The organism is Seohaeicola sp. (genome assembly GCF_048006315.1).
Classification (GTDB): Bacteria; Pseudomonadota; Alphaproteobacteria; order Rhodobacterales; family Rhodobacteraceae; genus Seohaeicola.
On sequence record NZ_CP180350.1, the window covers coordinates 2,483,299 to 2,507,196 of the forward strand.

Below are 23,898 nucleotides of genomic sequence, written 5' to 3' on the forward strand. Positions count from 1 at the left end.
TCGAAAAGGGGGCGAAAGCCCCCTTTTTCATATCTGTGCGGCCGGGATCACGGCCTCTTCGATCAGGCGCATGATATCCCCGAAATAGCCCTGGCTGCGCGCCGGGCGGGTCGGGTCCGATGTCAGGGCCATCGACAGTTCCAGCCCCGGCACGATGCAGATCACCTGCCCGCCATAGCCGCGCGCCAGCGCATAGTCCTGCCCTCCGGCGCGGCCAAGAAACCAGCCATAGCCGTAATCAAGACCGGAAAACGGCGAGCTTGTCCGCGCCCGCAACGAGGCCGCGACCCAGTCACTGCTCAAGACGCGCGCACCGTCCCAGACACCGCCGGACAGATAGACCTCGCCGAACCGGACCATGTCTGAAAGGGTCAGAGCCATCTCGTTGCCGCCCAGGTAGCGACCTTGCGGATCGCGGGTCCATGCCGGAATCTCGATTCCCAACGGTTTGCCAAGACGGCTTCGGGCCAGTGCCAGCAGACTGGCGCCGCCGACCTCGGCCAGAACCGCACCCAGCACATGAAAGCTTCCCGTGGAATACAGCATCCGGCCACCCGGTTCCGCCACGAAAGGGCGCAACAGCGCGTCCGCGACCCAATCGCGGCTGCTGATCCAGGACCCGTAATTCTGCCCCGATGTGCGTTCCAGCCCGGCCTGCATGGTCACAAAGTTCTCGATGGTCAGCGTCCTGACACGCGGATCGGCCCCTGCCGGAATCAGGCGCGGCGCAATCTCGGCCAGCGGCGTGGTCACGTCTGGAATCTCGCCCCGATCCAGTGCAGCCCCGGTCAGCGCGGCAACGATCGTCTTGGACACGGATTTTACAGGAACGGCCCGATCCAGCCCCGGACCCCGGAATCGCGCGGCCAGAACCTGCGATCCGCGGATGCTGATCATCAGGGCATGGCATTGCTCCAACGCGCGCGCCCGGTCCGCGACGGCCTGCCATGGATCGGCCTGCCCCAACGCGGGACTTGCCAGCAAGGCAGCACTTGCGGTCATCATGCTGCGGCGGGTCATGGGGGCGGAATGTTTGCTCATGTCGACCAACCTATGCCCAAGACCCGCCTGTGCCAGTCAGAAAACCGTGAAGGCGCATCCGCTTGCATCAGGCGGCATTTATGTATCCCTTGAACGGGCAGAACCGATGGAGAAGCGGATGTCACCCCATTTCGCGCAGAGGATGGAAAAGGTCGAACCTTCGGCCATCAAGGAACTTCTGGCGCTGGGGGCTGACCCCTCGATCATTTCCTTCGGGGGTGGGTATCCGGATGCCAGCCTGTTCCCCGCCGCCCAACTCGAGCAGGTGTTTCGCGATGTCATCAGCGCGCCCGGCGGGGCCGCGATGCAATATGCCCCCTCGGACGGCTTGCCGCGCCTGCGCGAACAGATCGCGGACCTGATGCGCGCGGATGGGACCGACTGCCGCCCCGAGGATGTTCTGATCCTGCAAGGATCGCAGCAAGGCCTTGATTTTGCGGCAAAGATGCTGGTCGATCCGGGTGATGTCATCGTGACCGAAGACCCGACTTTCCTTGGCGCGCTGATCGCCTTCAACCCCAGCCAGCCGCGCTATGTCGCGATACCGATGGATGCGGACGGCATGAGGATGGATGCGCTTGACGCGGCTTTGACGGCCAATCCCCGTGCGCGCATGATCTATACGGTGCCGGATTTTCAGAACCCGACCGGCGTGACCCTGTCGCTGGAGCGCCGCAAGCGTCTGATCGAACTGGCCAACCGGCATGATGTGATCGTGCTGGAAGACACCCCCTATCGCCACATACGTTTCGCGCGCGAAACCCTGCCCACGCTTAAATCGCTGGATACGCAGGGCCGGGTGATCCATCTGGGTAGCTTTTCCAAGGTCCTTGTGCCGGGTCTGCGGATCGGATGGGCCGTCGCCGCGCCGGAACTTCTGGAAAAGATGGCGCTGCTGAAGGTCGCGGCGGATACCCAGACCTCGACCCTGAACATGGCGGCGGCCAGCCTTTTTCTGGATCGCTACGATCTGAACGCCCATATCGCGATGCTCCGGCGCAGCTACCGGCAGAAGAAAGAGGTGATGCTGGACGCGATCCGTCAGCATTTCCCGCAGGATGTGACCGTGACGGACCCGGAGGGCGGTCTGTTTACCTGGGCGACTTTTCCCGAAGGATTCGATGCCACTGCCTTCATGCGTGATGTGGCGCTGCCGCAGGCGCGGGTGGCCTATGTGCCGGGTGCCACCTTCTTTCCGGTGCATGAACAGCCCAATCATGCGCGCATCAACTATTCCGCCCAGTCCGAGGACCGGATCCGCGCCGGCATTGCCGCGCTTGGCAAGGCGATCAAGGCCGGGGGTTAGACCTTTTCGCGACAACTGTCCTTGACCTTCCCCTTGGAAGACCTATCTGGCACCAGTTTCGTGTTTCCAGAAATCTGTTGCGACTCCTTTCGATAATGGTTACCCAAAACTTGTTCTGGTCCGGGCGGGTATCCGTCCGGTTAAAATGGGAATCCGGTGCGTGACCGCAAGGTGACAAATCCGGGACTGCCCCCGCAACTGTAAGCGGTGAGCGACGCTGAAACACGTCACTGGGGAGCGAACCCTGGGAAGACTCGGCCAAGCTTTGACCCGCGAGTCAGGAGACCTGCCAGAATGATCACCCTATCCGGACGCGGGGTGCGTCGTGGATAACGGTTTTTCCGTAGTGGTGGCATGCGCACCGTCTGCGGAGGAGTCTCTCCTTCCAATGACACATACTGGATTTGGTCACGCCTTTCGGGGCGTTTACGGAGAACAAGATGAGATACCCCCTTTCCCTGATGGCAATCCTGCTGGCAGGCACCGCCCCCGTTGTCGCGCAGGATGCGCCGATCATCGAACTGGATGAGATCGTTTTTTCGGGCGGCCTGACGCCTTTCGTGGCGGATGCCTTTGGCCGCACGGTCAGTGTGATCACATCCGATGATATCGAGGAGCGTGGCTTGCGCAGCGTTCAGGATGCCCTGCGTGCCGTTCCGGGCGTGTCGGTGTCCAGCGTCGGCGCGAACTATACCCAGGTTCGTCTGCGTGGCGGTGAAAGCAACAACGTGGTCATCCTTGTGGATGGTGTCGAGCTTGGCGGCGGCGGCGAAGAATACATCCTCTCGGGTCTCGAGACCGCGAATATCGACCGGATCGAGGTTCTGCGCGGACCCCAATCCGTATTCTATGGCTCCAACGCCTCAAGCGGGGTGATCAACATCATCACGCGCAGCCCGCAGCAGGGTGTCGAATATGGCGGCGCGGTCGAGGCTGGAAACGGTTACTCGGCTTCCGGGTATGTCTCGCAGCGGACCGAGCGCATGGGTCTTGGCCTGACCTTCAGCCGGTTTGACGACGAGGGCTTTGATGCCTCGGGCGATGGCGGGGAAAAGGATGGCACACGCCGCACCACGCTTGGCTTGACCGGCGACTGGAAGGCGACCGACGATCTGACCTTCGGCTTCAACATTCGCCGTTCGGACGAAGATTATGACTACGACGTCAACAGCTTTACCGCGACGACGGCGGATGAATACGTGGTGGACGAGCGCGACGCGCTGAGCGAACGCGAGGAGATCACCGCCCGCGTCTATGCCGAGTACGAGATGCTTGATGGACGTCTTTCGCACAACCTGTCCTATTCGCTGAGCCGGTTTGACCAATCGAGCGAGGATGCGGTGCAAGGGACCTATGACCTTGATGGCGAGACCCGCAGCCTCAAGTACCGGGCAAGCCTTTCGCTGGACGGTCAGCGCGTGGCCGATGCGCGGCAACTGCTGAACCTTCTGGTCGAAGATGTGCGAGAAGAGACATCGACGACTTTCGTGCCCACGACCCGGCGTGAAAGCACATCGATCGCCCTTGAATACCGCGCTTTCCTTGATGGCGGTCTGGATATTCAAGCGGGCGTTCGCCACGACATGAACGATACGTTCAAGGATTTCACCACGTGGAACGTCGGTCTGTCCTGGCGGATACCCGATACCGGCCTGCGGCTGCATGCTTCGGCGGGAACGGGTGTCGTGAACCCGAACTTCTTTGAAAACTTCGGGGGGTCCTTCGGCTACATCTCGAACACCGCGCTCAAGCCCGAGCAGAATCGCGGTTTCGACATCGGCATCGAAGCGGCATTCCTTGAGGGTCGCGGATTGATCGACGTGACCTATTTCAACGAAGAGCTGACGGATGCGATTTCGGACACGGCCGGTGTTGCGGGGCCGGGGGGCACATGTACGCCAAGCGCAGGTGCTGCAACGACATGCTATGTGAACCTTGCGGGCAAAAGCCCGCGCGAAGGCGTGGAGGTCAGCGCCTCGTTGCAGGCGACGGAAGATCTGAGCCTGCGTCTTGCCTATACCTATCTTGATGCAAAAACCCCTTCGGGCGCGCCTGCGACCCGTCGCCCGGAACATGAGCTTGGGCTGGGTGCGACCCTGAAAACCTTTGGGGGCAAGGGAAGCGTCACAGCGGATCTGCGCCATGTTTCAGGCAGTTTCGACACGCAGTTCTTCGGCGGTTTCACCACCGAGAGACTGCCGGATTTCACGACTGTCAACCTGTCGGCATCCTATGATCTGACCGAGAACCTGGCGCTGACCGGGCGGGTCGTGAACCTGTTCGACGAGGATTATTCTGAAAGCTGGGGCTACGCCTCGCGCGGCAGAACAATCTATGTCGGCATCCAGGGCAAGTGGTAGGACGTCGTTCATACGCAAGGCCCCTGCGCCGCCCCAATCTGGCGGTGCAGGTGGCTTGCACGCTTCTTTTGATGGCAGGCGCGGCGCAGGCCGATGCACCTGCCCGTGTCGTGTCGATGAACCTTTGCACCGATCAGCTGGCGATGATGCTGGCGGATGAGGGGCAGCTGATCTCGGTCTCGCATATCGCGCTGGATCCGCTGGCATCGCCGATGGTTGCGGAGGCCGAAAAATATCCCGTGAACCACGCACAGGCCGAACAGATCTTTGCGCTGCGCCCCGATCTTGTTCTGGCCGGTGTCTATAGTGACCCCTATACGGTGGGCTTGTTGCGGCGTCTGGGGGTCGAGGTCGTTCAATTCCCGCTGGAGCGGGATTTCGACGCGATCCGGTCCAACATCCTCACGATGGGCGCGGTCCTTGGGCGGGAAGATCAGGCGCAGGCCATGGTGTCGCGGTTCGACAGCGATCTGGCCCTGTTGCAAGCGGACAGCGGGCCGGTGCCTTCGGCCTTGCTGCATTATGCCAACAATTACACCTCGGGCGACAAGTCGCTGGCCCATGAAATCCTGATTGCCGCGGGTCTGAGCAATGTCACGGTGGATGCCGGAATGACCTTTGCCGGGTCCGTGCCGCTTGAACAGCTGGTGCTGCTGATGCCGGATCTGGTGGTGTCGGGGCAGGTCTATCCGGGTGCGTCGCGCGCCGAAGAGGTGTTGCACCATCCCGCCTTGCGCAGCTTGCGTGCGCGTCAGGACGGTGCGGCGCTGACCGATGCGGAATGGATCTGCGGCACCCCGCTGGTGCTGCGTGCGGTTGCGCGGCTTGTTGACATACGGAGGCGTATGCAATGAGCCTGCGGACCCCCCTGACCCTTGTCCTGATCTTTCTGTGTCTTGCCCTGTTCGGGATGTCGATCCTGATCGGTCCGGCCGGGTTGAGCATGGCCGACACCTTGCGCGCGCTCTTTCTGGGTCAGGGCGAGGCCGCGACCCTCGTGATGCGCGAGATCCGCCTGCCCCGTGCGATTCTTGCCGTTCTTGTCGGTGCTTCGCTTGGGCTGGCCGGGGCTGCGATGCAGGGATATCTGCGCAACCCGCTGGCCGAGCCGGGATTGATCGGGGTATCCGGCTCTGCCGCGCTGGGGGCCGTGATGGCCTTGCAGACCGGTCTGGTTGCCGCCTGGTGGCTGGCGCTGCCGCTGGCGGCGCTGGCTGGTGCCCTGGCGGCTGTGCTGCTGATCCTGTTGCTGGCCGGCCCGCGTGGATCATCCCTGACGCTGATCCTTGCCGGTATCGCGGTCAGCGCCTTGGCGGGGGCGATGACGACACTGGTTCTGAACCTTTCGCCCAACCCTTTCGCGGCAAGCGAGGTTGTGTTCTGGATGATGGGGTCGTTGTCGGACAGGTCATTCGATCATGTGCTGGTCGCGCTTCCGTTCATGTTGATCGGCTGGGTCCTGATGCTGTCACTTGGGCGCGCGCTGGATGTCCTGACCCTGGGCGAGGATGCGGCGGTGACGATGGGAGTCTCCAGCATACGGACACGTATGTTTCTGGTGCTTGGCATCGCGTCAAGCGTGGGGGCGGCGACCGCCGTGGCGGGCGCGATCGGGTTTGTCGGTCTGGTCGTGCCGCATGTGTTGCGGCCCTTCGTGGGGGCGCGGCCTTCGGCGCTGCTGTGGGCCTCGGCGCTGGGGGGGGCGGTCATGGTACTGGCTGCCGATCTTGCGGTGCGCCTGATCCTGCCGGATCGCGATCTGAAGCTGGGGGTCCTGATGGCGATCATCGGTGCACCGTTCTTCCTGCACCTGATCTACAAGACGCGGGGCGAGATCCGATGACCCTGCTTGCCATCGAAAAGCTGACTGTGCTGCGTGGCGAATGCCCCGTCGTCGATCACGTCGACCTGTCGGTCGGTGCGGGCGAATGCGTGGGCCTGATCGGGCCGAACGGGGCGGGCAAGACAACCCTGATGCGGGCGGCGCTGGGGCTGGAGCGTTTCAAGGGCACGTCCAGTCTTGCCAGGATGAGCGCCCCCGAACGTGCGCGCGCCGCAGCCTTTCTGCCGCAATCCCGCCAGATCGCCTGGCCGGTCGATGTCGAAACGCTGGTCAGTCTTGGGCGTGTGCCGCATCTGCCACGCGGTGGCACGATCAGTGCCACGGACCGGGATGCGATCGAGCAGGCCTTGCATCGCCTTGGTCTGGACGGGTTCCGGCAGCGCATCGCCACGCATCTGTCGGGTGGTGAACAGGGGCGCGTGCTGATCGCGCGCGCATTGGCGCAACAGACACCGCTTCTTCTGGCGGATGAACCGATTGCCGGCCTTGATCCGGCGCAGCAGATCGCGACCATGCAGGTCTTTGCGGAACTGGCGCGCGAGGGGCGGGCGGTGGTCGTGTCCCTGCATGACCTGGGGCTGGCCGCGCGGCATTGCACGCGGCTGGTTCTGATGCATCAAGGGCGCGTCGTTGCCGATGGTCAACCCGACGAGGTTCTGACGCCTGAACTTGTGGCGCAGGTCTTTGGCGTTTCGATCTGGCGTCAGGACAGCCCGATGGGGCCGGTGTTTCAGCCGATGGATGTGCTCTGATGCGGCTGTGCCTCGATCATCCCTGGCTTACCCTGGATCTTGGGCAAGAGATGCGCCTGATCAGTTGGGCACCGCATCGCGGCGGGCTGACGACGGCGCGTCACATCCTGTGGCGCGAGGTGCGCAATGCCGACCTGACGGAAGATTTCGATGTGCTGGCCTGGCTGAAGCAGGAATGCGCGGCGCGCGGCATGGCCGATGCCGTGGCCATGCTGACATCGCGCAAGATCGCGACGTTCAGCCGTGCAGAACGCGTGGTCGGGACGGTGCGCGCACAGGCCGTGGCAACCGTGGGGCTGTCGAATGCCGAACGCGCCGGAGACGACATGTCCCCCAGCGATGCGCCGCGATCCGGTTACGGCACGATCAATATCGCCGTCATGATCGACCTGCCCCTTGATGATGTCGGCCTGATCGAGGCGCAAAGCATTGCAAGCGCGGCAAGGACGGCAGCGGTGCTCGAGTCCGGCGCGATGTCGCTGGATGGTCCTGCCACCGGTACTGGCACGGATTGCATTGTTGTCGCGGCGCCTGCCGGTGAAATGCCGTTTTGCGGGCTTCATACGCCGCAGGGCAAGGCGATTGCCGCAGCGGTTTATGCTGCTGTGCGCGCGGGTGCGGATCAATGGATCGCCGAAACAGGGGGAAAACCCTATGATCTTGGCTGAACGGTGGATCCGCATGTGCGGACATGGGAAAGCGGTGGCAAGATGATGGACCTGGGTCTCATGACCAGTCTTATCGGGCGCGGCGGTGTCGTGATGTGGATCATCGCGGTCCTGTCCGTGCTGACGCTGGCCCTGATCCTGTGGAAGGTCTGGCGGTTGGCGCTTGGCGGCATGTGGCAGCGCGCGCAGGCTGATGATGCCGTTGCCCGGTGGCTATCGGGCGATGCCGGTGCGGCGGTTGCGATGCTGGACAGGCCGCGCGGCGTGCGGTCCCGCGTGCTGGGGCATGCCATGCGTGCCCTGCGTGACAAAGGACTTGATCGTGACGCTGCCCGCGATGACATCCTGCGTGTGGCGCGGCGTGAACTGGCCGAGGCCCGCAGCGGTTTGCGCGCGTTCGAACTGATCTCGACCATCGCGCCCTTGCTGGGCCTGCTGGGAACGGTTCTTGGGATGATCACGGCGTTTCAGGCGCTTCAGACCTCGGGCGCGCAGGCCGATCCGACGATCCTTGCCGGTGGCATATGGGAGGCGCTGCTGACCACGGCGGCGGGCATGGCGGTCGCCATTCCGGCAGGTGTTGCGCTTGTCTGGTTCGAAAGCCTTGCGGACGGGCTGCAAGCCGATCTGGAGGATGCGGTGACCCGATTGCTGATCCGCGATCCATCGCGGCAGGTGGGGTCATGATCTTTACCATCGACAGCCCCCGGCCACGGCGCCAGCCCAGCCTGACCCCGATGATCGACGTGGTCTTTCTGCTGCTGGTGTTCTTCATGCTGGCGTCGCGCTTTGGCCAGGAGGCGCAGGTGCCCCTGATGCTTGGCGGCGCGGGCCAAGCCTATTCCGGGCCGCCCCGCCTGATCGACGTGCTGCCCGAAGGCCAGCGGCTGAACGGTGTCGATCGCAGCATGGACGACCTTTTGGCCGACCTGGCCGGATTGACCGCGCAGTCCACGGATACGATCATTCTGCGCGCACGCGACGGGGCCGAATTGCAGCATCTTGTTGCGGTCATCACGGCGCTGCGCGAGGCGGGTTTTACCGCGCTGGCGGTGCTGCCGTGATGCGGGGCCGTTTCCGGATACCAGGCGCGCGCCGACGCCGGGCCCCTGCCGAGGCGCTGGTGCCGATGATCAATGTCGTCTTCCTGCTGCTGATCTTCTTCCTCATGAGCGCGACCATCGCGCCGCCGGATCCGTTCGATGTGACCCTTCCGGGCGCGAGCGCACAGGATAGCGCCGATCCGTCCGGCCCGGTGGTGCTGCATGTCTCTGCGGATGGAGAAATGGCCTATGGCGATCTGCGCGGGGATGCCGCATTCGCGGCCTTGATGTCGGCCGGGGATGATCGCCCGGATACCGTTGTTCTGAGGGCGGATGAAGGGCTGGATGGCGCGGTTTTTGCGGGCATTCTGGCGCGGCTGGCGGCGGCTGGCGTCGGTGACGTTGACCTGACGGTGAACCACAGATGAAGGGGTTGTTCGAATTCACGGGCTTTGCGGGGCTGGCGCTGGCGCTTCACGTGGCGGCGTTCCAGGGCCTTCCCGAAGGCAGCCAGAGCGCCGGTTCCGGGGGTGATGCGCTTGTGACCGTGGTATCCGCCTCGGCCAGCCTGTCGGATATGGTTGCCGTCTGGGATCGCCCGCCCGTGGTGGATCAGCTTGTGCCGGCGGCCTTGCCGCCGGTTGCGCCGCCCATTGCGGATGCACCGCCCATGCCCGTGCCGATGCCTGTGCCGCAGATGCGCCCTGCTGCGCCGCTTCGGCCGGCCCTGGCGTTGCCGCCCGCGCCGGATCGTCCGCTGTCCGACATATCCTCTGCGCAGCCGGACCAGCCACCGGTTGCACAAGACGCGCCGGTTGCGACCGTCCGGCCAAAGGCACGACCGGAGCCTGCGCCGCGTGAAAAGGCGAAGGCATCCGCCACGGCGGCTGCACCCTCGCCGCAGCCTGCGCAGGCCAGCCAGCCTGCCAGAACCGCAGCGGGCAGTGGTGCGGCCTCTGCGCGTGGAACAAGCGGGCCATCGGATACGGCCACGCTGACCACCGGGGCGCGTCAGTCATTGCTGGCGGAATGGGGCGGAAAGATACGTAACCGTATTGATCGGGCCAGGCCACAGGGATCGGGCCGCGGAACCGTCACCGTCCTGATGACGGTTCGGCGCGACGGGGTGATCCAGAATGTCAGTATCGCCAAGTCCTCGGGCCAGCCATCGCTGGATCAGATTGCCCTGCGCACGGTGCAAAAGGCCGGACCGGTCCCGGCGGCGCCTGCGGCCTTGACCGATCCCTCCTACAGTTTCCGCCTGCCGGTGCGCTTCGACTGACGAGGTCAGCGCGCGGCCGCACGGGCGGTGGCGCGCGCCCCGCGTATCATGTCGGCGGCCTTTTCGGCGATCATGATCGTGGGCGCGTTGGTATTGCCGCCAACCAGTGTCGGCATGACCGAGGCATCGACCACGCGCAGCCCGTCCAGCCCGTGTACCCGCAATTCGGGATCGACCACGGCAAGGGGGTCCGTGCCCATTTTGCAGGTGCCGACCGGGTGATAGATCGTGTCGGCCCGGCTGCGGATGTGATCCTCCCATTCCGCGTCCGTCAGGCTGTCCGGCAGAAAGAGTTCCTTGTGCCGATACCTGTCCATGGCGGGGGCCTGCATGATGGCGCGGGTCATCTTTCCGCCCTTGATCATCGTTTCAAGGTCGCGCGGATCGGACAGGTATTGGGGGTCGATGCCGGGTGCCGCCATCGGGTCGGCGGATTGCAGGAACACCGCGCCGCGCGAATGCGGGTGCAGCACGCAGACATGGCAGGAAAACCCATAGCCCAGATGCAGTTTGCGGGCGTGATCGTCCACGATCGAGATGACGAAATGCAACTGGATGTCCGGGCGATCCAGCGCCGCGTCGGTCTTGAGGAAACCCGCCCCTTCCGCGAAGGGGGTTGCAATCATGCCGGTCCCGTCCTTGCGCCATTGCAGCATGTGCCTGAGCAGGTTGACGGTGCCTGTCAGACCGATCCCGAAATTATCCGTATCCTTCGATTTGTAGGCGAGGATGAAATCAAGGTGATCCTGCAGGTTCTGTCCGACGCCCGGCAGTTCGTGCACCATGGCGATGCCGTGCTTCTTGATGTCCTCGGCGCGGCCAACGCCGGACAGCTGCAATAGCTGCGGCGAGTTGAACGCACCGCCGCAAAGGATCACCTCGCGTCGGGCTTCCACCTTCTTGTCCTCCCGGCCCTGCCGATAGCTGACGCCGGTGGCGCGCTTGCCCTGGAACAGGATCCGCGTTGCATGGGTGCCGGTCAGAACGGTCAGGTTCGGCCTGTGCATGACCGGGTGAAGATAGGCCGCCGCCGCCGAACAGCGTTCGCCGTTGCGGGCCGCATCATGATATTGGGTGACCTGGTAGAGGCCCACGCCCTCTGTTTCGCCGGTGTTGAAGTCGTCGCGCAGCCGATGCTGCATCTGGCTTGCAGCCTCGACAAAGGCATGGGTGATCGGACGGGGGCTTTTCTGATCCGAAACCTGCAGCGGTCCGCTGCCGCCGTGATCCGGATTTGTCCCGCGTTCGTTGTTCTCGGCCCGGCGGAAATAGGGCAGGACCTCTTGCCATGACCAGCCCTTGCAGCCCTGATCGGCCCAGCCATCATAATCCTTGCGATGCCCGCGCACGTAAAGCATGGCATTGATCGCCGAGGATCCACCCAGGCCCTTGCCGCGCGGCTGATACCCCTTGCGCCCCTTCAGGCCGGGTTGCGGCACGGTTTCATAGGCCCAGTTGCCCAGTTTGGGCCGCCCCGGCAGCACGGCAACAACAGCAGCAGGTGCGCGCACCAGCAGGCTTTTGCCCGATCCCCCGGATTCCAGCAGGCAGACGGTGACGTTCGGGTCCTCTGTCAGACGCGATGCAAGGGTTGATCCGGCAGATCCCCCGCCAACGATCACATAATCAAAGCCCATCGTGCCGCCCCTCCCTGACATGGTTCAAGTCAAACAGACAAGCGGTCGGCACGTCCAGCGTTCATTCTGTCCGGCCGTCATGGAGGATAAAATAGTATTGGCGCAAACGGCTATCCGCTGAGCTTGCGCGGGCAATGCGGTCTTGCGGCATCAGAACAGGAAATCATCCGCTGTCAGACGTAACGCATCGAAATCGGCAAGGATCACGAGGTCCGGGCCAGCGGCTGTGGTGCGGATCACGGTGTCCGCGTTGAACTGGGCGATCTGAAGGCCCGAGAATCCTGTGACGCCGGACTGATCCGCGAAGACGATCCTGTCCTGTCCCTGTTCGAAGGCCGCGACCACGTCGCGCCCGAAGCCCGGACGAAAGACGAAGTGATCCGCGCCCGCCCCGCCCGACAGCCAGTCGTTGCCCGCGCCACCCGACAGGGTGTCATTGCCCGGCCCCCCGATCAGGGTGTCATTGCCCGTGCCACCGCGCAGCATGTCATTGCCGCGTTCCCCGAAGAGAAAGACGGCATCGGTCAGGGTGCTGGCATCCAGCGTGTCATTGCCGCTGTAGCCATGGACACGTTCGACCCCGCGCCATCCGGCAAGGTTCAGGTCTACGCCCGCGCCCTGGTAGATCTGGGCGCGGTCGCTGCCGGTTGTGCCGCTGTCCTGCACCCTGTCGAAGGCATCGACCATGTAGAGGTCGGCACCTTCGCCGCCATCCATAGTATCGGCGCCGGTCCAGCCGATCAGCGTATCGTCGCCCGCCCCGCCGAACAGGTTGTCATTGCCATCGACGCCCGACAGCCAGTCGTTGCCCGTGCCACCCGACAGGGTGTCATTGCCCGGCCCCCCGATCAGGGTGTCATTGCCCGTGCCACCGCGCAGCATGTCATTGCCGCGTTCCCCGAAGAGAAAGACGGCATCGGTCAGGGTGCTGGCATCCAGCGTGTCATTGCCGCTGTAGCCATGGACACGTTCGACCCCGCGCCATCCGGCAAGGTTCAGGTCTATGCCTGCGCCCTGGTAGATCTGGGCGCGGTCGCTGCCGGTTGTGCCGCTGTCCTGCACCCTGTCGAAGGCATCGACCATGTAGAGGTCGGCACCTTCGCCGCCATCCATCGTATCGGCGCCGGTCCAGCCGATCAGCGTATCGTCGCCCGCCCCGCCGAACAGGTTGTCATTGCCATCGACGCCCGACAGCCAGTCGTTGCCCGCGCCACCGAAAAGCTGATCCTGTCCCGCCCCGCCGGTCAGCCGGTCATCCCCGGCAAGCCCTGTCAGCGTGTCGTTGCCCGCCGCGCCATTCAGCGTGTCAGCGCCATTGCCGCCTGTTAGCCTGTCATTTCCAGCGCCGCCCAACCGGGACATCCCGAGAGGTGGCAGTGGTGGCGGTGCGGGCTGTGTGTCCCCGCCACTGTCGGCCAGCGATCCGACGGGCGCGCGGGTCAGGTTCAGAACCGAGGTCCACAGAACCTCGGTCCGGGACAGTCCCGTGCCCGAGGCGCTGCGCAGTTCGAGGGTTTCGGTGCGAAACCCCAGTTCCGCGCCCCAGCTGCGGGTGTCGATCCGCAACTGATCAGCCGAGGACAACCCGACCCAGGCACTGAGGTCCAGACGGTCCTGGCCGGGCTGAAAGTCGGTGATCACATCAGGTGTGCCATCCGCGGTCAGGATGAACATGTCCGCACCAGGGCCGCCCGTCATGCGGTCGCTGCCTGCGCCATCCATCACGACGTCATGTCCCGCGCCACCGTCGATCGTATCCGCCCCTGCACCGCCTGCAAGGATGTCATCCAGTGTGCCGCCCGTCATCGCCTCGGCAGAGGCCGTGCCGATCTGGGTCAGGCCACGGTTCGGCGTATCGACGGCAAGCCGCGTGATGCCGGGTTCGGTTTCACTTGTCGCAAAGATCCGCAGACCCTGCCCCCTGTCGAACCCGGCGATGCTGGAGACATTGGCAAGAGTTGCGCCGACCGTGTCGGCCATGCTGTCGAGGTGAAGCAGCCGCCCGCCGGGCAGCAGCAGAAAGGCGGACAGACCGTCATCCGCACCGCCCGCAAGGATGAAACTGCGGTCTCCGACGGTGACCGCCTCAAGCGTTGTGACGCGATGGAAGCGGGTCGTCAGGTCGTCCAGAACGTGATCGACCGGGGTCAGCGCGCCGCCTGCGCCAACAGAGAAGACGCTGAGCGAGGAGCTGAGGGTCGAGGCAAGCACGACAAATTGCTCGCTGCCAAGCTGTACCGATGCCATGGCTGACGGTGCATCGATGCCAAGGCCCTGCGCCGCGCCGAATTCCGAGACAGTCCGCAGGGCGCCGCCCTGATCGACCCGGTGGACCGCCACGGCATCCGCCGTTGCATGGCTGGTCACAAGATAGTCCTGGCCCTGCATGGTGATCGCAAGGCTGTCGCTGACCCTGTGAGCGGCACCCACCCCTGTCAGGGCAACTGGCTGGGCCGCGAACTGGAGCGTGCCTTGCTGGTCCAGCCGCATCAGCCCGGCGCTGGCGAGGCTTGCGAAGACATAGGGAACCTCGCCGAAGCGGGTCTGGGCGAGGCCGGTGATCTGCCCCAGGTTCTGGCCCGCGGCACCGATGGTGGTCATGGTGCCCAGGTCGCCAGAAGGCAGGATCGGAATGGCCGGCAGACCCGTATCGCGCAGGCCCAGCGTGGCCAGAACGGTCTGACCGCCCGCCTGCAGCAGCGCGAGGTCTGGCGCGATCAGTTGCGCCATGTCGGCCGCTGTCCCCTGGGTCCTGATCAGCCCGCCGGATGTTGCGTCGAAAGCGGCAAGCCCGCCGCCCGCCCGTGTGGTCGAGACCAGAACAGGGCCAGCGGAACCCGCCAGAATTTCCAGATCCGTGATCCCTGTGACAAATCGCGATGTGCCGCTGCCCAGCACATCGTCGAACGTGATCCGATAAAGACCCATCCCACACTCCCCCGGCCCCCCGGCCGTTTACTCACCACGGTCAGGATGGAAGGGTGGCGGTTAAGGCGGGCTTGCGGGACTGTGGCCAAAGCGGGGCATTTGGACAGGATTTTACCGGATGACCCTGCGGCTGCCCTGCCTGCCGGTGTTGGCGCGGGGCCGTTCCGGCGGCTCAGGCGATTCGCGAGGGATCGATCTTTGTTGCGACATCCTGCGTCTCGCTGCCGCTTTCGGCGCGTTCGACCCAGCGCCTGAGCAGGGCGTTCATGCTGTCCATGTCGCGCGTTTCGATCCCCAGGCGCAGCGACTGCATCAAGGACGCCATTTCGATCTCGGACAGGTGGGATTCCTGCGCGCGCATGATCTTGGGGTGCGGTGTCGTGAGCATGTCCGAGCCGATCAGCAGTTCTTCATGAAGTTTCTCGCCAGGGCGCAGACCGGTCACCACGATTTCGATATCGCCGTTCGGGTTGTCGGCATCCCGTACCGTATGGCCCGAGGCTTCGATCATCTGTCGGGCGACCTTTCGGATCGGAACCGGTGCGCCCATGTCCAGAACAAAGACATCCCCCCCGCGCGAGAATGCCCCGGCGACCAGCACCAGCCGCACAGCCTCGGACAGGGTCATGAAATAGCGCGTCACATCGTCATGGGTCAGGGTCACCGGACCGCCCCGCGCGATCTGTTCCTGAAACAGCGGGATGACGGACCCCGATGATCCCATGACATTTCCAAAACGGACGATCGAGAACTGTGTCGTCGTCGAACGTGTCGCAAGATCCTGCAGGATCAGTTCGGCAAGCCGCTTGGAACAGCCCATCAAGCCCACGGGTCTGACCGCCTTGTCGGTCGAAATCAGCGTGAAGCGTTCCACATGTGCGGCACGCGCCGCATCGGCCAGCACCTTCGTGCCAAGGACGTTATTGCGCAGGCCTTCGATTCCGTTGGCTTGTACCAGCGGCACATGCTTGTAGGCGGCCGCGTGCAGGATCACCTCGACATCATGTGCGGCAAGGGTATGGCGCACCAGGGACGCCTCGCAGACCGAGCCGAGGACGGGCACGATGTCCACGGGTCCTGAAATCTCGGCCAGTTCCTGCGTGATCCGGTAGAGCGAGAGTTCGCAGTGATCCAGCAGGATCAACCGCGCCGGTCTGGCCTGCAGCAGCTGGCGGCAAAGTTCCGATCCGATGGACCCGCCGGCCCCGGTGATCAGGATATTGCGCCCGGTATAGGTGTCGCGCACGCCGGGCAGTTCATCTTCCATCCGGTTGCGGCCCAGCAGGTCGGACAATCTGACCGGCGGAATCTGGCGGGCCAGTGCGCCCGGGCGCACAAGGTCGGCGAAGGATGGAAGGATGTGCACATCGCAGCCGCTGTTTTTCAGGCGGCTGGCGATTCGGCCCTGTATGGACTGGCTGACCGAGGGCATGGCCAGAACGATGGTGTCGATCGCCTTGCTGCGCAGCAGATGGTCCATTTCAGCCGGGGGATAGACCGTCAGCCCGCCGATCCTGAGGCTTTGCAAGGCGGGATTGTCATCGACGAAGGCGACTGTCTGCACTTCGATATCGGTAGCAAGTGCCGCCGCCAGCTGCTGGCCGGTCTGGCCGGCCCCGTAGATCAGCACCCGCTTGCGCATCTTCTGTTGCTTGTAGATCTGCATCAGCACGGCCTTCAGGATCAGCCGCGCCCCGACGGTCATGATCAGGAAAACCATCGACAGCACCGGAAAGACGCCAAAGGGCAGAAGCCCGCCCGCCATCTTGTCGACCAGCATGGCCGCCGCACCCAGCGCCATCCCGATCGAGGACGAATTCAGCAGGCTGGACAGCTGATAGGCGTTCAGCTTTACCCGGTCGAGGCCAAGGTAGACGGTCATGACGCAGGTCAAACCCATCGCCGCGACCACATGCGGCGCAAGACCGCCCGCGCCATAGGGCTGCGAAAGCCCGCCCGTCACAAGAAGGATCGCCAGCAAGAGACCAAGCGCTGCAGCCGCTGCATCCAGGCAAAGCAGAATGAACCGCTTCTGCTGCCTGGTCAGCGATATGCAGAATTTCAGGATTTCTTGACGCACTTGCCGATCCAATCAAAACGCGGATCAACGAAGGTGCGGCCGTCTTGTGCGGCAACCGGCCCCGACATGCCGGTTCACAAGGCGGATCTTCCTGATCCAGAACTCATAAAAACCACTGGACTGCCAAACCCGAAAAACGATTGGCCGGCAGTCTTCGTCAGGCCCTCACATCACATCTACCCCACATATTCCATATTAATGTGACATCATATGGTGCCTTCAAGGTAAAAAGAATCTGAAGGCGGTCGCCAATATAAGCCGGAAATCCAGACAGATGCCTCTTTTTTCGGCGTAGATCAGATCCAGCCGCGCCTTTCTGGGAACGCAGCGGCGGGTATAGACCTCTTCGGTTTCTTGCGGGGTGGCACAGTTTTTCAGCAACCGTTCTTCGGTCCGGTGATAGACGAGCGTGGCAAGGCCGGTCAGGCCGGGGCGCTGTTTCAGGACCTCGGCATAGAGAGAGGGGAACAGTTCGACATAGCGGCGCAACGGGGGTCTGGGGCCGACAAGGCTGATGTCGCCCCGCATGATATTGACCAGTTGCGGGATCTCGTCCAGCCGTGTCCGGCGCAGGATATGGCCCATGCGCGTGATCCTGTCCGACTTGTCGCCACCTGACACGCCCACATCGCCGGCAACGGGGCGCATGGTGCGGAATTTCCACAGGTGAAAGCTGATGTCAGGCGTCTTCATGCGTTCGGAGACGTGGAACACGGGTCGCCCGTCGACCAGCAGGATCACCAGGGCGATCGCCAGCGCCACAGGCCACAGAACCAGCGCCAGAAGCCCTGCGACCAGCAGGTCAAAGCCGCGTTTTGCGGGGTTCATCGCGTCACCCCCCAAGCGGGCGACCAGCCTGCCATCAAATCGGGGGCTGCGGCGCTGATGTCGGTCTGCCCGATGCATCGGCGCAGGCGGGATGTGTCCAGTTCAACCAGCGGCACAGCGGTGGCGGGTGCTGGACGCCAGGCCAGATCAAGCCCGGCATGGCGCACAAGGTCGGCCATGTCCGTCGCGCCGGTCGCCGCAAGGTTGATCACGCGGGGCAGCGCGTGCGATGGACCATCGACAAGCCATGCGATGGATCGCGCCAGGCCTGCCGCGGACAGAAAGCTGCGGCGCGGCCCTGTCCCGTCCGCGAATCGGTCAAGCGTGACCGCGGTGCCGTCTTGGCTGGCCTGCGCCATCGCCCGCGACAGGCTGTCGGCGCCGATCACGTTGCCGATGCGCATGACGATGTTCCACGGCCCCTTCGGATCGCGGTCCTGTTCGGCGGCGATGGCCTGTTCCATGTCCAGTTTGGCCTGTCCATAGGCGTTGATCGGTGCGGGGATATCGGTTTCGGCCAGAGGGTCGGGACCCGGTCGATAGACCGCCGCGCTGGAACAATGCAGAACCCGGTCGGCACCGGTTGCGCGGGCAATTCCGATCGCGCGCAGGGCCAGTTCGGTGTTGTCGCCAAGCGCGTCTGGCCTGTCTGCACGCACCCCCCAGAGCGCCACGACGGCGCGGGTGCGCGGAAGCCTGCGGGTCAGCGCGGACAGATCGTCCCGGGCAGACCAGTCAAGCACCGGGACAGCGCCCCGGTGGCGGGCCTGCCAGGTCACATCCTGCCTGTCGCGCCAATGGTGGCGCAGCAGCTTTCCCAATTGTCCGGTGCTGCCCAGCACAAGAACCGGTGCATCGTGTCTTTGATGCGTCATCACCCATACTCAAGGCACACTCGTTACATTAGGCCTGTCTAACATCTGCCCATGGTTATAGAAAGCGTGTTGACGTTCGCCTGTGCCGTTGTGGAGAGTTGTGTGGTGGTTGGTTCCTTGAGGTTGATCGCGGCTGTGCTGGCCTGTTTGTCCATCTCCGGCTGCACGCTGCCCAGGGGGGCGGCCCTGACCGGGGAAATCCTGCGCGAACAGCAAAGCGACACGCCCACGTTCCAGATCGTGCCGGTGACCCGCGCAAACCTGCCGGGGATCGCGGGCTGGCCCGTCACGGGCTGGTCGGGCGGCTATCGCTGGCTGGATGCGACGCGCGGCCCTGACAGCCCGCTGGTGCGTCAGGGGGACAGTATCGACCTGGTGATCTGGGACAGCCAGGAGAATTCGCTTCTGACCTCGCAGGCCGAGAACCGCGTGGTGCTGAACGGGATATCCGTATCGCCAGAGGGCCATATCTTCGTGCCCTATCTGGATGAGATCGGCATTGCCGGGCTGACCCCCGACCAGGCGCGGCGCAAGATCCAGGATGCGCTGATGCCGATCGTGCCGTCGGCGCAGGTGCAGCTGGCGGTGACCGGCGGGCGACAAAGCTCGGTCGATCTGGTCGCGGGGGTGGCGCGACCGGGAACCTATCCCTTGCCTGACCGGAACCACACGATCCTGTCGGTGATCGCCGCGGGTGGCGGTATCAGCCCGGGGTTGCGCAATCCGCTGGTCCGGGTGATCCGCGAGGGCCGCAGCTATGAAATCCGGGCCGATCGCCTGTTTTCCGAAGCGGCCCGCAACGCGGTTCTGCGCGGGGGCGACAAGATCGTGATCGAAGAGGACAGCCGCTATTTCACCTCGCTAGGGGCAACGGGGACCGAACGCCTGATCCATTTCGAGAAGGAGGACATCACCGCGCTTGAGGCCTTGTCGATCATTGGCGGGCTGACGGACAGTCGCGCCAACCCCAAGGGGGTGATCATCCTGCGCGATTTCAAACCGTCCCAGGTGCGAACGGATGGCCGCGGGCCAAGTCAGGCGCAGGTGATCTATACCTTCGATCTGACCACGGCGGACGGGCTTTTCGCGGCTAGGGGGTTCCGGGTGAATCCAAGGGACACGGTTCTTGCGACCGAATCCCCCGTCACCTCGGCGCAGACGGTCGTGGGGCTGCTGGGCTCTCTTGTCGGGCTGGCGGGGCGGGTCGGCAGTTTCTGACCGCGCATACGCGCGGCAACGCCGGCCATGCCTTCGAGCTTGCGGGACAACGTTGTGCGGGAAAGGATCACTGGTCGGGCTGAGAGGATTCGAACCTCCGACCCCCTGCTCCCGAAGCAGGTGCGCTACCAGGCTGCGCTACAGCCCGACCGTGAGACAGGCGCTTAAACCCGTCGCAGTGGATTTGCAAGGGTGGAGTTGCGCCCATGTCCGGGGGATCGCATGCCGGGCAGGGGGGCTTGCCGATGTGCCCTTGTCGTCCCATTCTGGCAGCAGGGGGCGGGAGATGGTGAAACCTCGATGACTGGCGGCCTCATGACGATCCTTGGCGGGATCGGGATGTTCCTGTTCGGCATGAAGATCATGACGGATGCGCTGCGCGAGGCCGCAGGCAGCCGGTTGCGCCACCTTCTGTCGCAGTTCACCACGACACCGCTGGCGGGCGTGCTGACCGGGACGGCGGCCACGGCGGTGGTGCAATCCTCAAGTGCGACGACGGTGATGACCATCGGCTTTGTCGGGGCTGGTCTGCTGAGCTTTCCGCAGGCGCTGGGCGTGATCTACGGGGCTAATATCGGGACCACGGTCACCGGATGGATCGTGACCCTGTTCGGGTTCAAGCTGAAACTGGGCAGCCTGGCCTTGCCGGCGCTATTCGGGGCCAGCCTTCTGGCCTTGCTGGGGCAAGGCGGCTGGGCGCGGCTGGGGCGGGTTCTGGCCGGGCTGTGCCTGCTGTTCATCGGGCTGGACATGATGCAGGCCGGGGCGGCTGGGTTCGGCGATCGGTTGACGCCCCAGACCCTGCCGCAAGGCGGCCTGCTGGGTGATCTGCAACTGGTGCTGCTGGGGCTGGCGGTGACGGTGGTGATGCAATCGTCCAGCGCCGCGATGGCGGTGGCCCTTGTGCTGCTGGGCAGTGGCGGCATCAGTTTCGAACAGGCGGCCGCCATGGTTATCGGGATGAACCTTGGCACGACGGTGACGGCGATTCTGGCCAGCGTGGGCGGTTCGGTGACCATGCGGCAGACGGCCCTGGCCAATCTTCTGTTCAACGTAGGAACCGCGCTGCTGGCCTATCCGCTGCTGGTGCTGGGTGGTCCGGTGCTGACCCGGGCCGCCGATGCCGCCGGAGAGACCATGGCGCTGGTGCTGTTTCACACCGGGTTCAACCTCGCCGGTGCGCTGATGTTCCTGCCCTTTACGGCGGCCTTTGCGCGCCGGGTCGAACGGATGGTGCCTGACCGTTCCGCACAGGTCAGGCCCGGCGGGCTTGACCTGGCGCTGGATCCCGCGCTGCTGAAGGATGAAGGTGCCGCCATGGATGCCGTGCAGACCGCTTTGGGCCGTGTGGCGCGGCATGTCTTTGCGGCGCTGGGGCGTGCGCTGGGGCCGGTTTCGGACATGCGGGGCCTTGCGACCGTCGAAGATGTTGCCCGCCCTGCGCTGGCCGAGATCGAGGACTATGTCACCCGGATCAACCTGCCGGATGGCAAGCCCGCCGAGCGTGACCGCTATGGTGCGCTGCTGCATCAGGCGGATCACCTGGAGCGATTGATCAAACGGCTGGAACGCCGTTCGGTGGTGCCTGTGCTGCTGTCGGATCCGGCCTTGTCGCGGCTGTCCCGCACCTTGGGGGCGACCTTGCGCCGTGCTGCCGATCCGGCGGTCGATGGGCTGGAAGCCGACCGCCTGCGGCGCCTTGCGCAGCGGATCGAGGGGCGGACCCGGCAACATCGGCGCGCGACATTGCTGCACGAGCATGTCGGGCTGATCAGCGTGGCCGAGATGTTTGACAGGACGGATGCGATGCGCTGGCTGCGCCGGGTGGCCGAACACACAGCGCGCATCGCGCATTACAACGGCTGGATGCCGGGTGTGACGGACAGGCAGGCCCCGGACGCGCCGGGGCCTGCCATGACGTGATCAGAGCGAGGCGTCCAGCGCCGCGACGATGGCATCGCCCATCTGGCCGGTGGACACGGGCGCGCCGCCTTCGGGGCCCATCAGGTCAGCGGTGCGCAGACCATCGGCCAGCACCTTGGCCACGGCGCCCTCGACACGGTCCGCTTCCGCGCCCATGTCGAAGCTGTAGCGCAGCGCCATCGCGAAGCTGAGGATACAGGCGATCGGGTTGGCCTTGCCCTGACCCGCGATATCCGGGGCCGAGCCGTGCACGGGTTCGTACAGGGCCTTGGGCCTGCCGTTTGCCATCGGTGCGCCAAGGCTGGCCGACGGCAGCATGCCCAGTGAGCCGGTCAACATCGCGGCCAGGTCCGACAGCAGGTCACCGAACAGGTTGTCGGTCACGATCACGTCGAACTGCTTGGGCCAGCGGGTCAGCTGCATCGCACCTGCATCGGCATACATGTGGCTGAGTTCCACATCGGGATATTCGGTGTCGCCGATGCGCTGCACGACTTCGCGCCACAGCACGCCCGATTCCATGACGTTGGCCTTCTCCATCGAGCACAGCTTGTTGCCGCGCTTGCGGGCCAGTTCAAAGGCGGAACGGGCGACGCGCTCGATCTCGGACTCGGTGTAGCGCTGGGTGTTGATGCCCACACGCTCGTTGCCTTCCTTGAAGATCCCGCGCGGTTCGCCGAAATAGACGCCGCTGGTCAGTTCGCGCACGATCATGATGTCGAGGCCCGCGACCACGTCTTTCTTCAGAGAGGAAAAATCGGCCAGCGCGTCAAAGCACTGCGCCGGGCGCAGGTTGGCGTAGAGGTCCATTTCCTTGCGCAGACGCAGCAGGCCACGCTCGGGCTTTACGCTGAAATCAAGGCTGTCGTATTTCGGCCCACCCACGGCGCCCAGCAGAACGGCGTCGACGTCCTGTGCCTTGGCCATCGTGTCGTCATGCAGCGGGGTGCCGTGCTTGTCATAGGCACAGCCACCCACCAGGTCCTCGGACACATCGAAGGTGACGCCGCGCTTGGCGCCGTACCAGTCGATGATCTTGCGCACTTCGGCCATGACTTCGGGGCCGATTCCGTCACCGGCGAGGATAAGAAGCGAGGGGTTGGTCATTGCGGTCTGTCCCTTGTGACATTTGTTCGGCACTGGCCTAGCGATTGCGCGACGAAGGGTCAAGAAAGCACGCAGTGCAGATCGGCTCAGCGTGGCGGTCGGCCCTGGACAAGGCGGGGGGCAAGGCCGTCGGCCAGCAAGTCCCAGACGCGGGCGATCCGGGGGGTGTTGCGCATCGCCTGGGGGGCCGCCAGCCAGACCGGCAGATGCGGCAACGCGAGGCCAAGGTCCAGTTCGACCATGTCCGGTATCCCGCCCAGGATGCCGACCTGCGCGAAACCGATGCCGCAGCCTGCCTGGACAAGTGCCATGTAGGTCGTCTGGCTGTCACAGCGGATCACGAACATCTCGCGCGTGGCGGGCCAGCCCATGGCGCGCATGTGGCGCAGGATCAGATCGTTGCGGTCATAGCCGATCAAGTCGTGATCCATAAGATCCGTCGCCTGCTGCGGCCAGCCGTGCCGGTCCAGATAGCCCCGGCTGGCAAAGACGCCCAGCCGCAGGTCGCCCAGATGCCGGGTGATGATGTCAAGCTGCGTGCTGCGATACATGCGCACGGCGATGTCCGCCTCGCGGAACAGCAGGTTGTCGCTGCTGTCGCTTGCGATCAGTTCGATCTGGATCAGCGGTTCGGCCCGCCTGATCTCTGCGATGATCGGCGGCAGGACATAGTGGGCTACGACGGTGCTGGCCGTCAGGCGCACGGTGCCGCGCAGATCCTCGGTCTGGCCGGCTGCGGTCAGCGCGAAGGCGTTCATCGCCTCGGCCATCTGGCGGGCATGGGGCAGAAGCGCCGCGCCGCTGTCGGTCAGTTCCAGACCGCGCGGGCGGCGCAGGAACAGTGGCAGGTCAAGCGATGCCTCGATCTGCCGGATCTGGCGGCCAAGCGTGGGCTGGCTGGTGCCCAGCCTGCGCGCGGCGGCGGACAGGCTGCCGGTATCCGCCACCGCCAGAAAGGCGCGGATCAGGGACCAGTCCAGCCTGTCGATGTTGTTTGCCATTCAATA

General features: G+C 64.5%; 20 protein-coding genes, 1 tRNA gene and 1 riboswitch. Of the genes, 12 read left to right on the plus strand and 9 right to left on the minus strand.

What is annotated here, in order from left to right:
* Window positions 1-27: 27 nt before the first annotated feature.
* Window positions 28-1,041 (minus strand): serine hydrolase domain-containing protein, encoded by a 1,014-nt coding sequence (locus tag ACMUJL_RS12550; RefSeq protein ID WP_375573756.1) that lies wholly within the window; start codon window positions 1,039-1,041, stop codon window positions 28-30.
* Window positions 1,042-1,159: 118 nt separating this feature from the next.
* Here ACMUJL_RS12550 and ACMUJL_RS12555 point away from each other — a divergent pair, with 118 nt between their 5' ends.
* The 10 genes from ACMUJL_RS12555 (at window position 1,160) to ACMUJL_RS12600 (ending at window position 10,295) form a co-directional block, all read left to right on the plus strand.
* Window positions 1,160-2,347, plus strand: coding sequence for a PLP-dependent aminotransferase family protein (locus tag ACMUJL_RS12555; protein WP_375573754.1), 1,188 nt, complete (start codon window positions 1,160-1,162; stop codon window positions 2,345-2,347).
* Window positions 2,348-2,446: 99 nt separating this feature from the next.
* Window positions 2,447-2,656, plus strand: a riboswitch (cobalamin riboswitch).
* 131 nt (window positions 2,657-2,787) lie between these two features.
* On the plus strand, window positions 2,788-4,707 hold the full coding sequence (locus tag ACMUJL_RS12560; RefSeq protein WP_375573752.1) for a TonB-dependent receptor plug domain-containing protein: 1,920 nt from the start codon (window positions 2,788-2,790) through the stop codon (window positions 4,705-4,707).
* A gap of 71 nt (window positions 4,708-4,778) precedes the next feature.
* On the plus strand, window positions 4,779-5,561 hold the full coding sequence (locus ACMUJL_RS12565) for an ABC transporter substrate-binding protein (RefSeq protein WP_416914296.1): 783 nt from the start codon (window positions 4,779-4,781) through the stop codon (window positions 5,559-5,561).
* The gene (locus ACMUJL_RS12570; protein WP_375573748.1) at window positions 5,558-6,550 is read left to right on the plus strand and encodes a FecCD family ABC transporter permease; all 993 of its coding nucleotides are present in this window, start codon (window positions 5,558-5,560) and stop codon (window positions 6,548-6,550) included. Before ACMUJL_RS12565 ends, ACMUJL_RS12570 begins: the two co-directional genes overlap by 4 nt.
* Window positions 6,547-7,302: an ABC transporter ATP-binding protein gene (locus ACMUJL_RS12575; protein WP_375573746.1), complete on the plus strand. Its 756-nt coding sequence runs from the start codon at window positions 6,547-6,549 to the stop codon at window positions 7,300-7,302. The genes ACMUJL_RS12570 and ACMUJL_RS12575 overlap by 4 nt, the downstream gene beginning before the upstream one ends.
* A complete protein-coding gene (locus ACMUJL_RS12580) occupies window positions 7,302-7,970 on the plus strand; it encodes an adenosylcobinamide amidohydrolase (RefSeq protein WP_375573744.1) in 669 nt (222 codons plus the stop codon). The genes ACMUJL_RS12575 and ACMUJL_RS12580 overlap by 1 nt, the downstream gene beginning before the upstream one ends.
* Window positions 7,971-8,030: 60 nt before the next feature.
* Window positions 8,031-8,657 (plus strand): MotA/TolQ/ExbB proton channel family protein, encoded by a 627-nt coding sequence (locus ACMUJL_RS12585; RefSeq protein ID WP_375573742.1) that lies wholly within the window; start codon window positions 8,031-8,033, stop codon window positions 8,655-8,657.
* Complete coding sequence (locus ACMUJL_RS12590; protein WP_375573740.1) at window positions 8,654-9,034, plus strand: ExbD/TolR family protein; 381 nt, start codon at window positions 8,654-8,656, stop codon at window positions 9,032-9,034. Before ACMUJL_RS12585 ends, ACMUJL_RS12590 begins: the two co-directional genes overlap by 4 nt.
* A complete protein-coding gene (locus ACMUJL_RS12595; RefSeq protein ID WP_375573738.1) occupies window positions 9,034-9,441 on the plus strand; it encodes an ExbD/TolR family protein in 408 nt (135 codons plus the stop codon). The genes ACMUJL_RS12590 and ACMUJL_RS12595 overlap by 1 nt, the downstream gene beginning before the upstream one ends.
* Entirely contained in the window at window positions 9,438-10,295 is an 858-nt protein-coding gene (locus ACMUJL_RS12600; RefSeq protein WP_375573736.1) for an energy transducer TonB family protein, read from the plus strand. The genes ACMUJL_RS12595 and ACMUJL_RS12600 overlap by 4 nt, the downstream gene beginning before the upstream one ends.
* Window positions 10,296-10,300: 5 nt before the next feature.
* Here the strand turns inward: ACMUJL_RS12600 and ACMUJL_RS12605 are convergent, their stop codons facing one another.
* The 5 genes from ACMUJL_RS12605 to ACMUJL_RS12625 all read right to left on the minus strand — a co-directional run bounded on the left by ACMUJL_RS12605 (window position 10,301) and on the right by ACMUJL_RS12625 (window position 18,643).
* The gene (locus ACMUJL_RS12605) at window positions 10,301-11,932 is read right to left on the minus strand and encodes a GMC family oxidoreductase (protein ID WP_375573734.1); all 1,632 of its coding nucleotides are present in this window, start codon (window positions 11,930-11,932) and stop codon (window positions 10,301-10,303) included.
* A 150-nt stretch (window positions 11,933-12,082) separates the two neighbouring features.
* A complete protein-coding gene (locus tag ACMUJL_RS12610) occupies window positions 12,083-14,860 on the minus strand; it encodes a hypothetical protein (RefSeq protein WP_375573732.1) in 2,778 nt (925 codons plus the stop codon).
* A gap of 172 nt (window positions 14,861-15,032) precedes the next feature.
* Window positions 15,033-16,841 carry a polysaccharide biosynthesis protein gene (locus ACMUJL_RS12615; RefSeq protein ID WP_416914297.1) on the minus strand — a complete coding sequence of 603 codons (1,809 nt, stop codon included), beginning with the start codon at window positions 16,839-16,841 and terminating at the stop codon, window positions 15,033-15,035.
* A gap of 318 nt (window positions 16,842-17,159) precedes the next feature.
* Window positions 17,160-17,768: a sugar transferase gene (locus ACMUJL_RS12620; RefSeq protein ID WP_375573730.1), complete on the minus strand. Its 609-nt coding sequence runs from the start codon at window positions 17,766-17,768 to the stop codon at window positions 17,160-17,162.
* Complete coding sequence (locus tag ACMUJL_RS12625) at window positions 17,765-18,643, minus strand: NAD-dependent epimerase/dehydratase family protein (RefSeq protein ID WP_068290917.1); 879 nt, start codon at window positions 18,641-18,643, stop codon at window positions 17,765-17,767. The genes ACMUJL_RS12620 and ACMUJL_RS12625 overlap by 4 nt, the downstream gene beginning before the upstream one ends.
* Window positions 18,644-18,748: 105 nt before the next feature.
* Here ACMUJL_RS12625 and ACMUJL_RS12630 point away from each other — a divergent pair, with 105 nt between their 5' ends.
* A complete protein-coding gene (locus tag ACMUJL_RS12630; protein WP_068291273.1) occupies window positions 18,749-19,861 on the plus strand; it encodes a polysaccharide biosynthesis/export family protein in 1,113 nt (370 codons plus the stop codon).
* 71 nt (window positions 19,862-19,932) lie between these two features.
* On the opposite strand, the gene ACMUJL_RS12635 is transcribed toward ACMUJL_RS12630, so the two are convergent.
* Window positions 19,933-20,009, minus strand: a tRNA-Pro gene (locus tag ACMUJL_RS12635).
* Window positions 20,010-20,161: 152 nt separating this feature from the next.
* On the opposite strand from ACMUJL_RS12635, the gene ACMUJL_RS12640 reads away from it, so the two are divergent.
* Complete coding sequence (locus ACMUJL_RS12640) at window positions 20,162-21,784, plus strand: Na/Pi cotransporter family protein (RefSeq protein WP_375573727.1); 1,623 nt, start codon at window positions 20,162-20,164, stop codon at window positions 21,782-21,784.
* Here ACMUJL_RS12640 and leuB read toward each other — a convergent pair whose 3' ends face one another.
* Window positions 21,785-22,891, minus strand: a complete 1,107-nt coding sequence (gene leuB, locus ACMUJL_RS12645; RefSeq protein ID WP_375573725.1) for a 3-isopropylmalate dehydrogenase — start codon at window positions 22,889-22,891, stop codon at window positions 21,785-21,787.
* Window positions 22,892-22,977: 86 nt separating this feature from the next.
* Entirely contained in the window at window positions 22,978-23,892 is a 915-nt protein-coding gene (locus ACMUJL_RS12650; RefSeq protein WP_375573723.1) for a LysR family transcriptional regulator, read from the minus strand.
* Window positions 23,893-23,898: the final 6 nt, after the last annotated feature.

Bases quoted from the DNA above. Each gene is read 5' to 3' on its own strand.
- ACMUJL_RS12550 (WP_375573756.1), bottom strand. From the start codon at position 1,041: ATGAGCAAACATTCCGCCCCCATGACCCGCCGCAGCATGATGACCGCA.
- ACMUJL_RS12555 (WP_375573754.1), top strand. From the start codon at position 1,160: ATGTCACCCCATTTCGCGCAGAGGATGGAAAAGGTCGAACCTTCGGCC.
- ACMUJL_RS12560 (WP_375573752.1), top strand. From the start codon at position 2,788: ATGAGATACCCCCTTTCCCTGATGGCAATCCTGCTGGCAGGCACCGCC.
- ACMUJL_RS12565 (WP_416914296.1), top strand. From the start codon at position 4,779: ATGGCAGGCGCGGCGCAGGCCGATGCACCTGCCCGTGTCGTGTCGATG.
- ACMUJL_RS12570 (WP_375573748.1), top strand. From the start codon at position 5,558: ATGAGCCTGCGGACCCCCCTGACCCTTGTCCTGATCTTTCTGTGTCTT.
- ACMUJL_RS12575 (WP_375573746.1), top strand. From the start codon at position 6,547: ATGACCCTGCTTGCCATCGAAAAGCTGACTGTGCTGCGTGGCGAATGC.
- ACMUJL_RS12580 (WP_375573744.1), top strand. From the start codon at position 7,302: ATGCGGCTGTGCCTCGATCATCCCTGGCTTACCCTGGATCTTGGGCAA.
- ACMUJL_RS12585 (WP_375573742.1), top strand. From the start codon at position 8,031: ATGACCAGTCTTATCGGGCGCGGCGGTGTCGTGATGTGGATCATCGCG.
- ACMUJL_RS12590 (WP_375573740.1), top strand. From the start codon at position 8,654: ATGATCTTTACCATCGACAGCCCCCGGCCACGGCGCCAGCCCAGCCTG.
- ACMUJL_RS12595 (WP_375573738.1), top strand. From the start codon at position 9,034: ATGCGGGGCCGTTTCCGGATACCAGGCGCGCGCCGACGCCGGGCCCCT.
- ACMUJL_RS12600 (WP_375573736.1), top strand. From the start codon at position 9,438: ATGAAGGGGTTGTTCGAATTCACGGGCTTTGCGGGGCTGGCGCTGGCG.
- ACMUJL_RS12605 (WP_375573734.1), bottom strand. From the start codon at position 11,932: ATGGGCTTTGATTATGTGATCGTTGGCGGGGGATCTGCCGGATCAACC.
- ACMUJL_RS12610 (WP_375573732.1), bottom strand. From the start codon at position 14,860: ATGGGTCTTTATCGGATCACGTTCGACGATGTGCTGGGCAGCGGCACA.
- ACMUJL_RS12620 (WP_375573730.1), bottom strand. From the start codon at position 17,768: ATGAACCCCGCAAAACGCGGCTTTGACCTGCTGGTCGCAGGGCTTCTG.
- ACMUJL_RS12625 (WP_068290917.1), bottom strand. From the start codon at position 18,643: ATGACGCATCAAAGACACGATGCACCGGTTCTTGTGCTGGGCAGCACC.
- ACMUJL_RS12640 (WP_375573727.1), top strand. From the start codon at position 20,162: ATGACTGGCGGCCTCATGACGATCCTTGGCGGGATCGGGATGTTCCTG.
- leuB (WP_375573725.1), bottom strand. From the start codon at position 22,891: ATGACCAACCCCTCGCTTCTTATCCTCGCCGGTGACGGAATCGGCCCC.
- ACMUJL_RS12650 (WP_375573723.1), bottom strand. From the start codon at position 23,892: ATGGCAAACAACATCGACAGGCTGGACTGGTCCCTGATCCGCGCCTTT.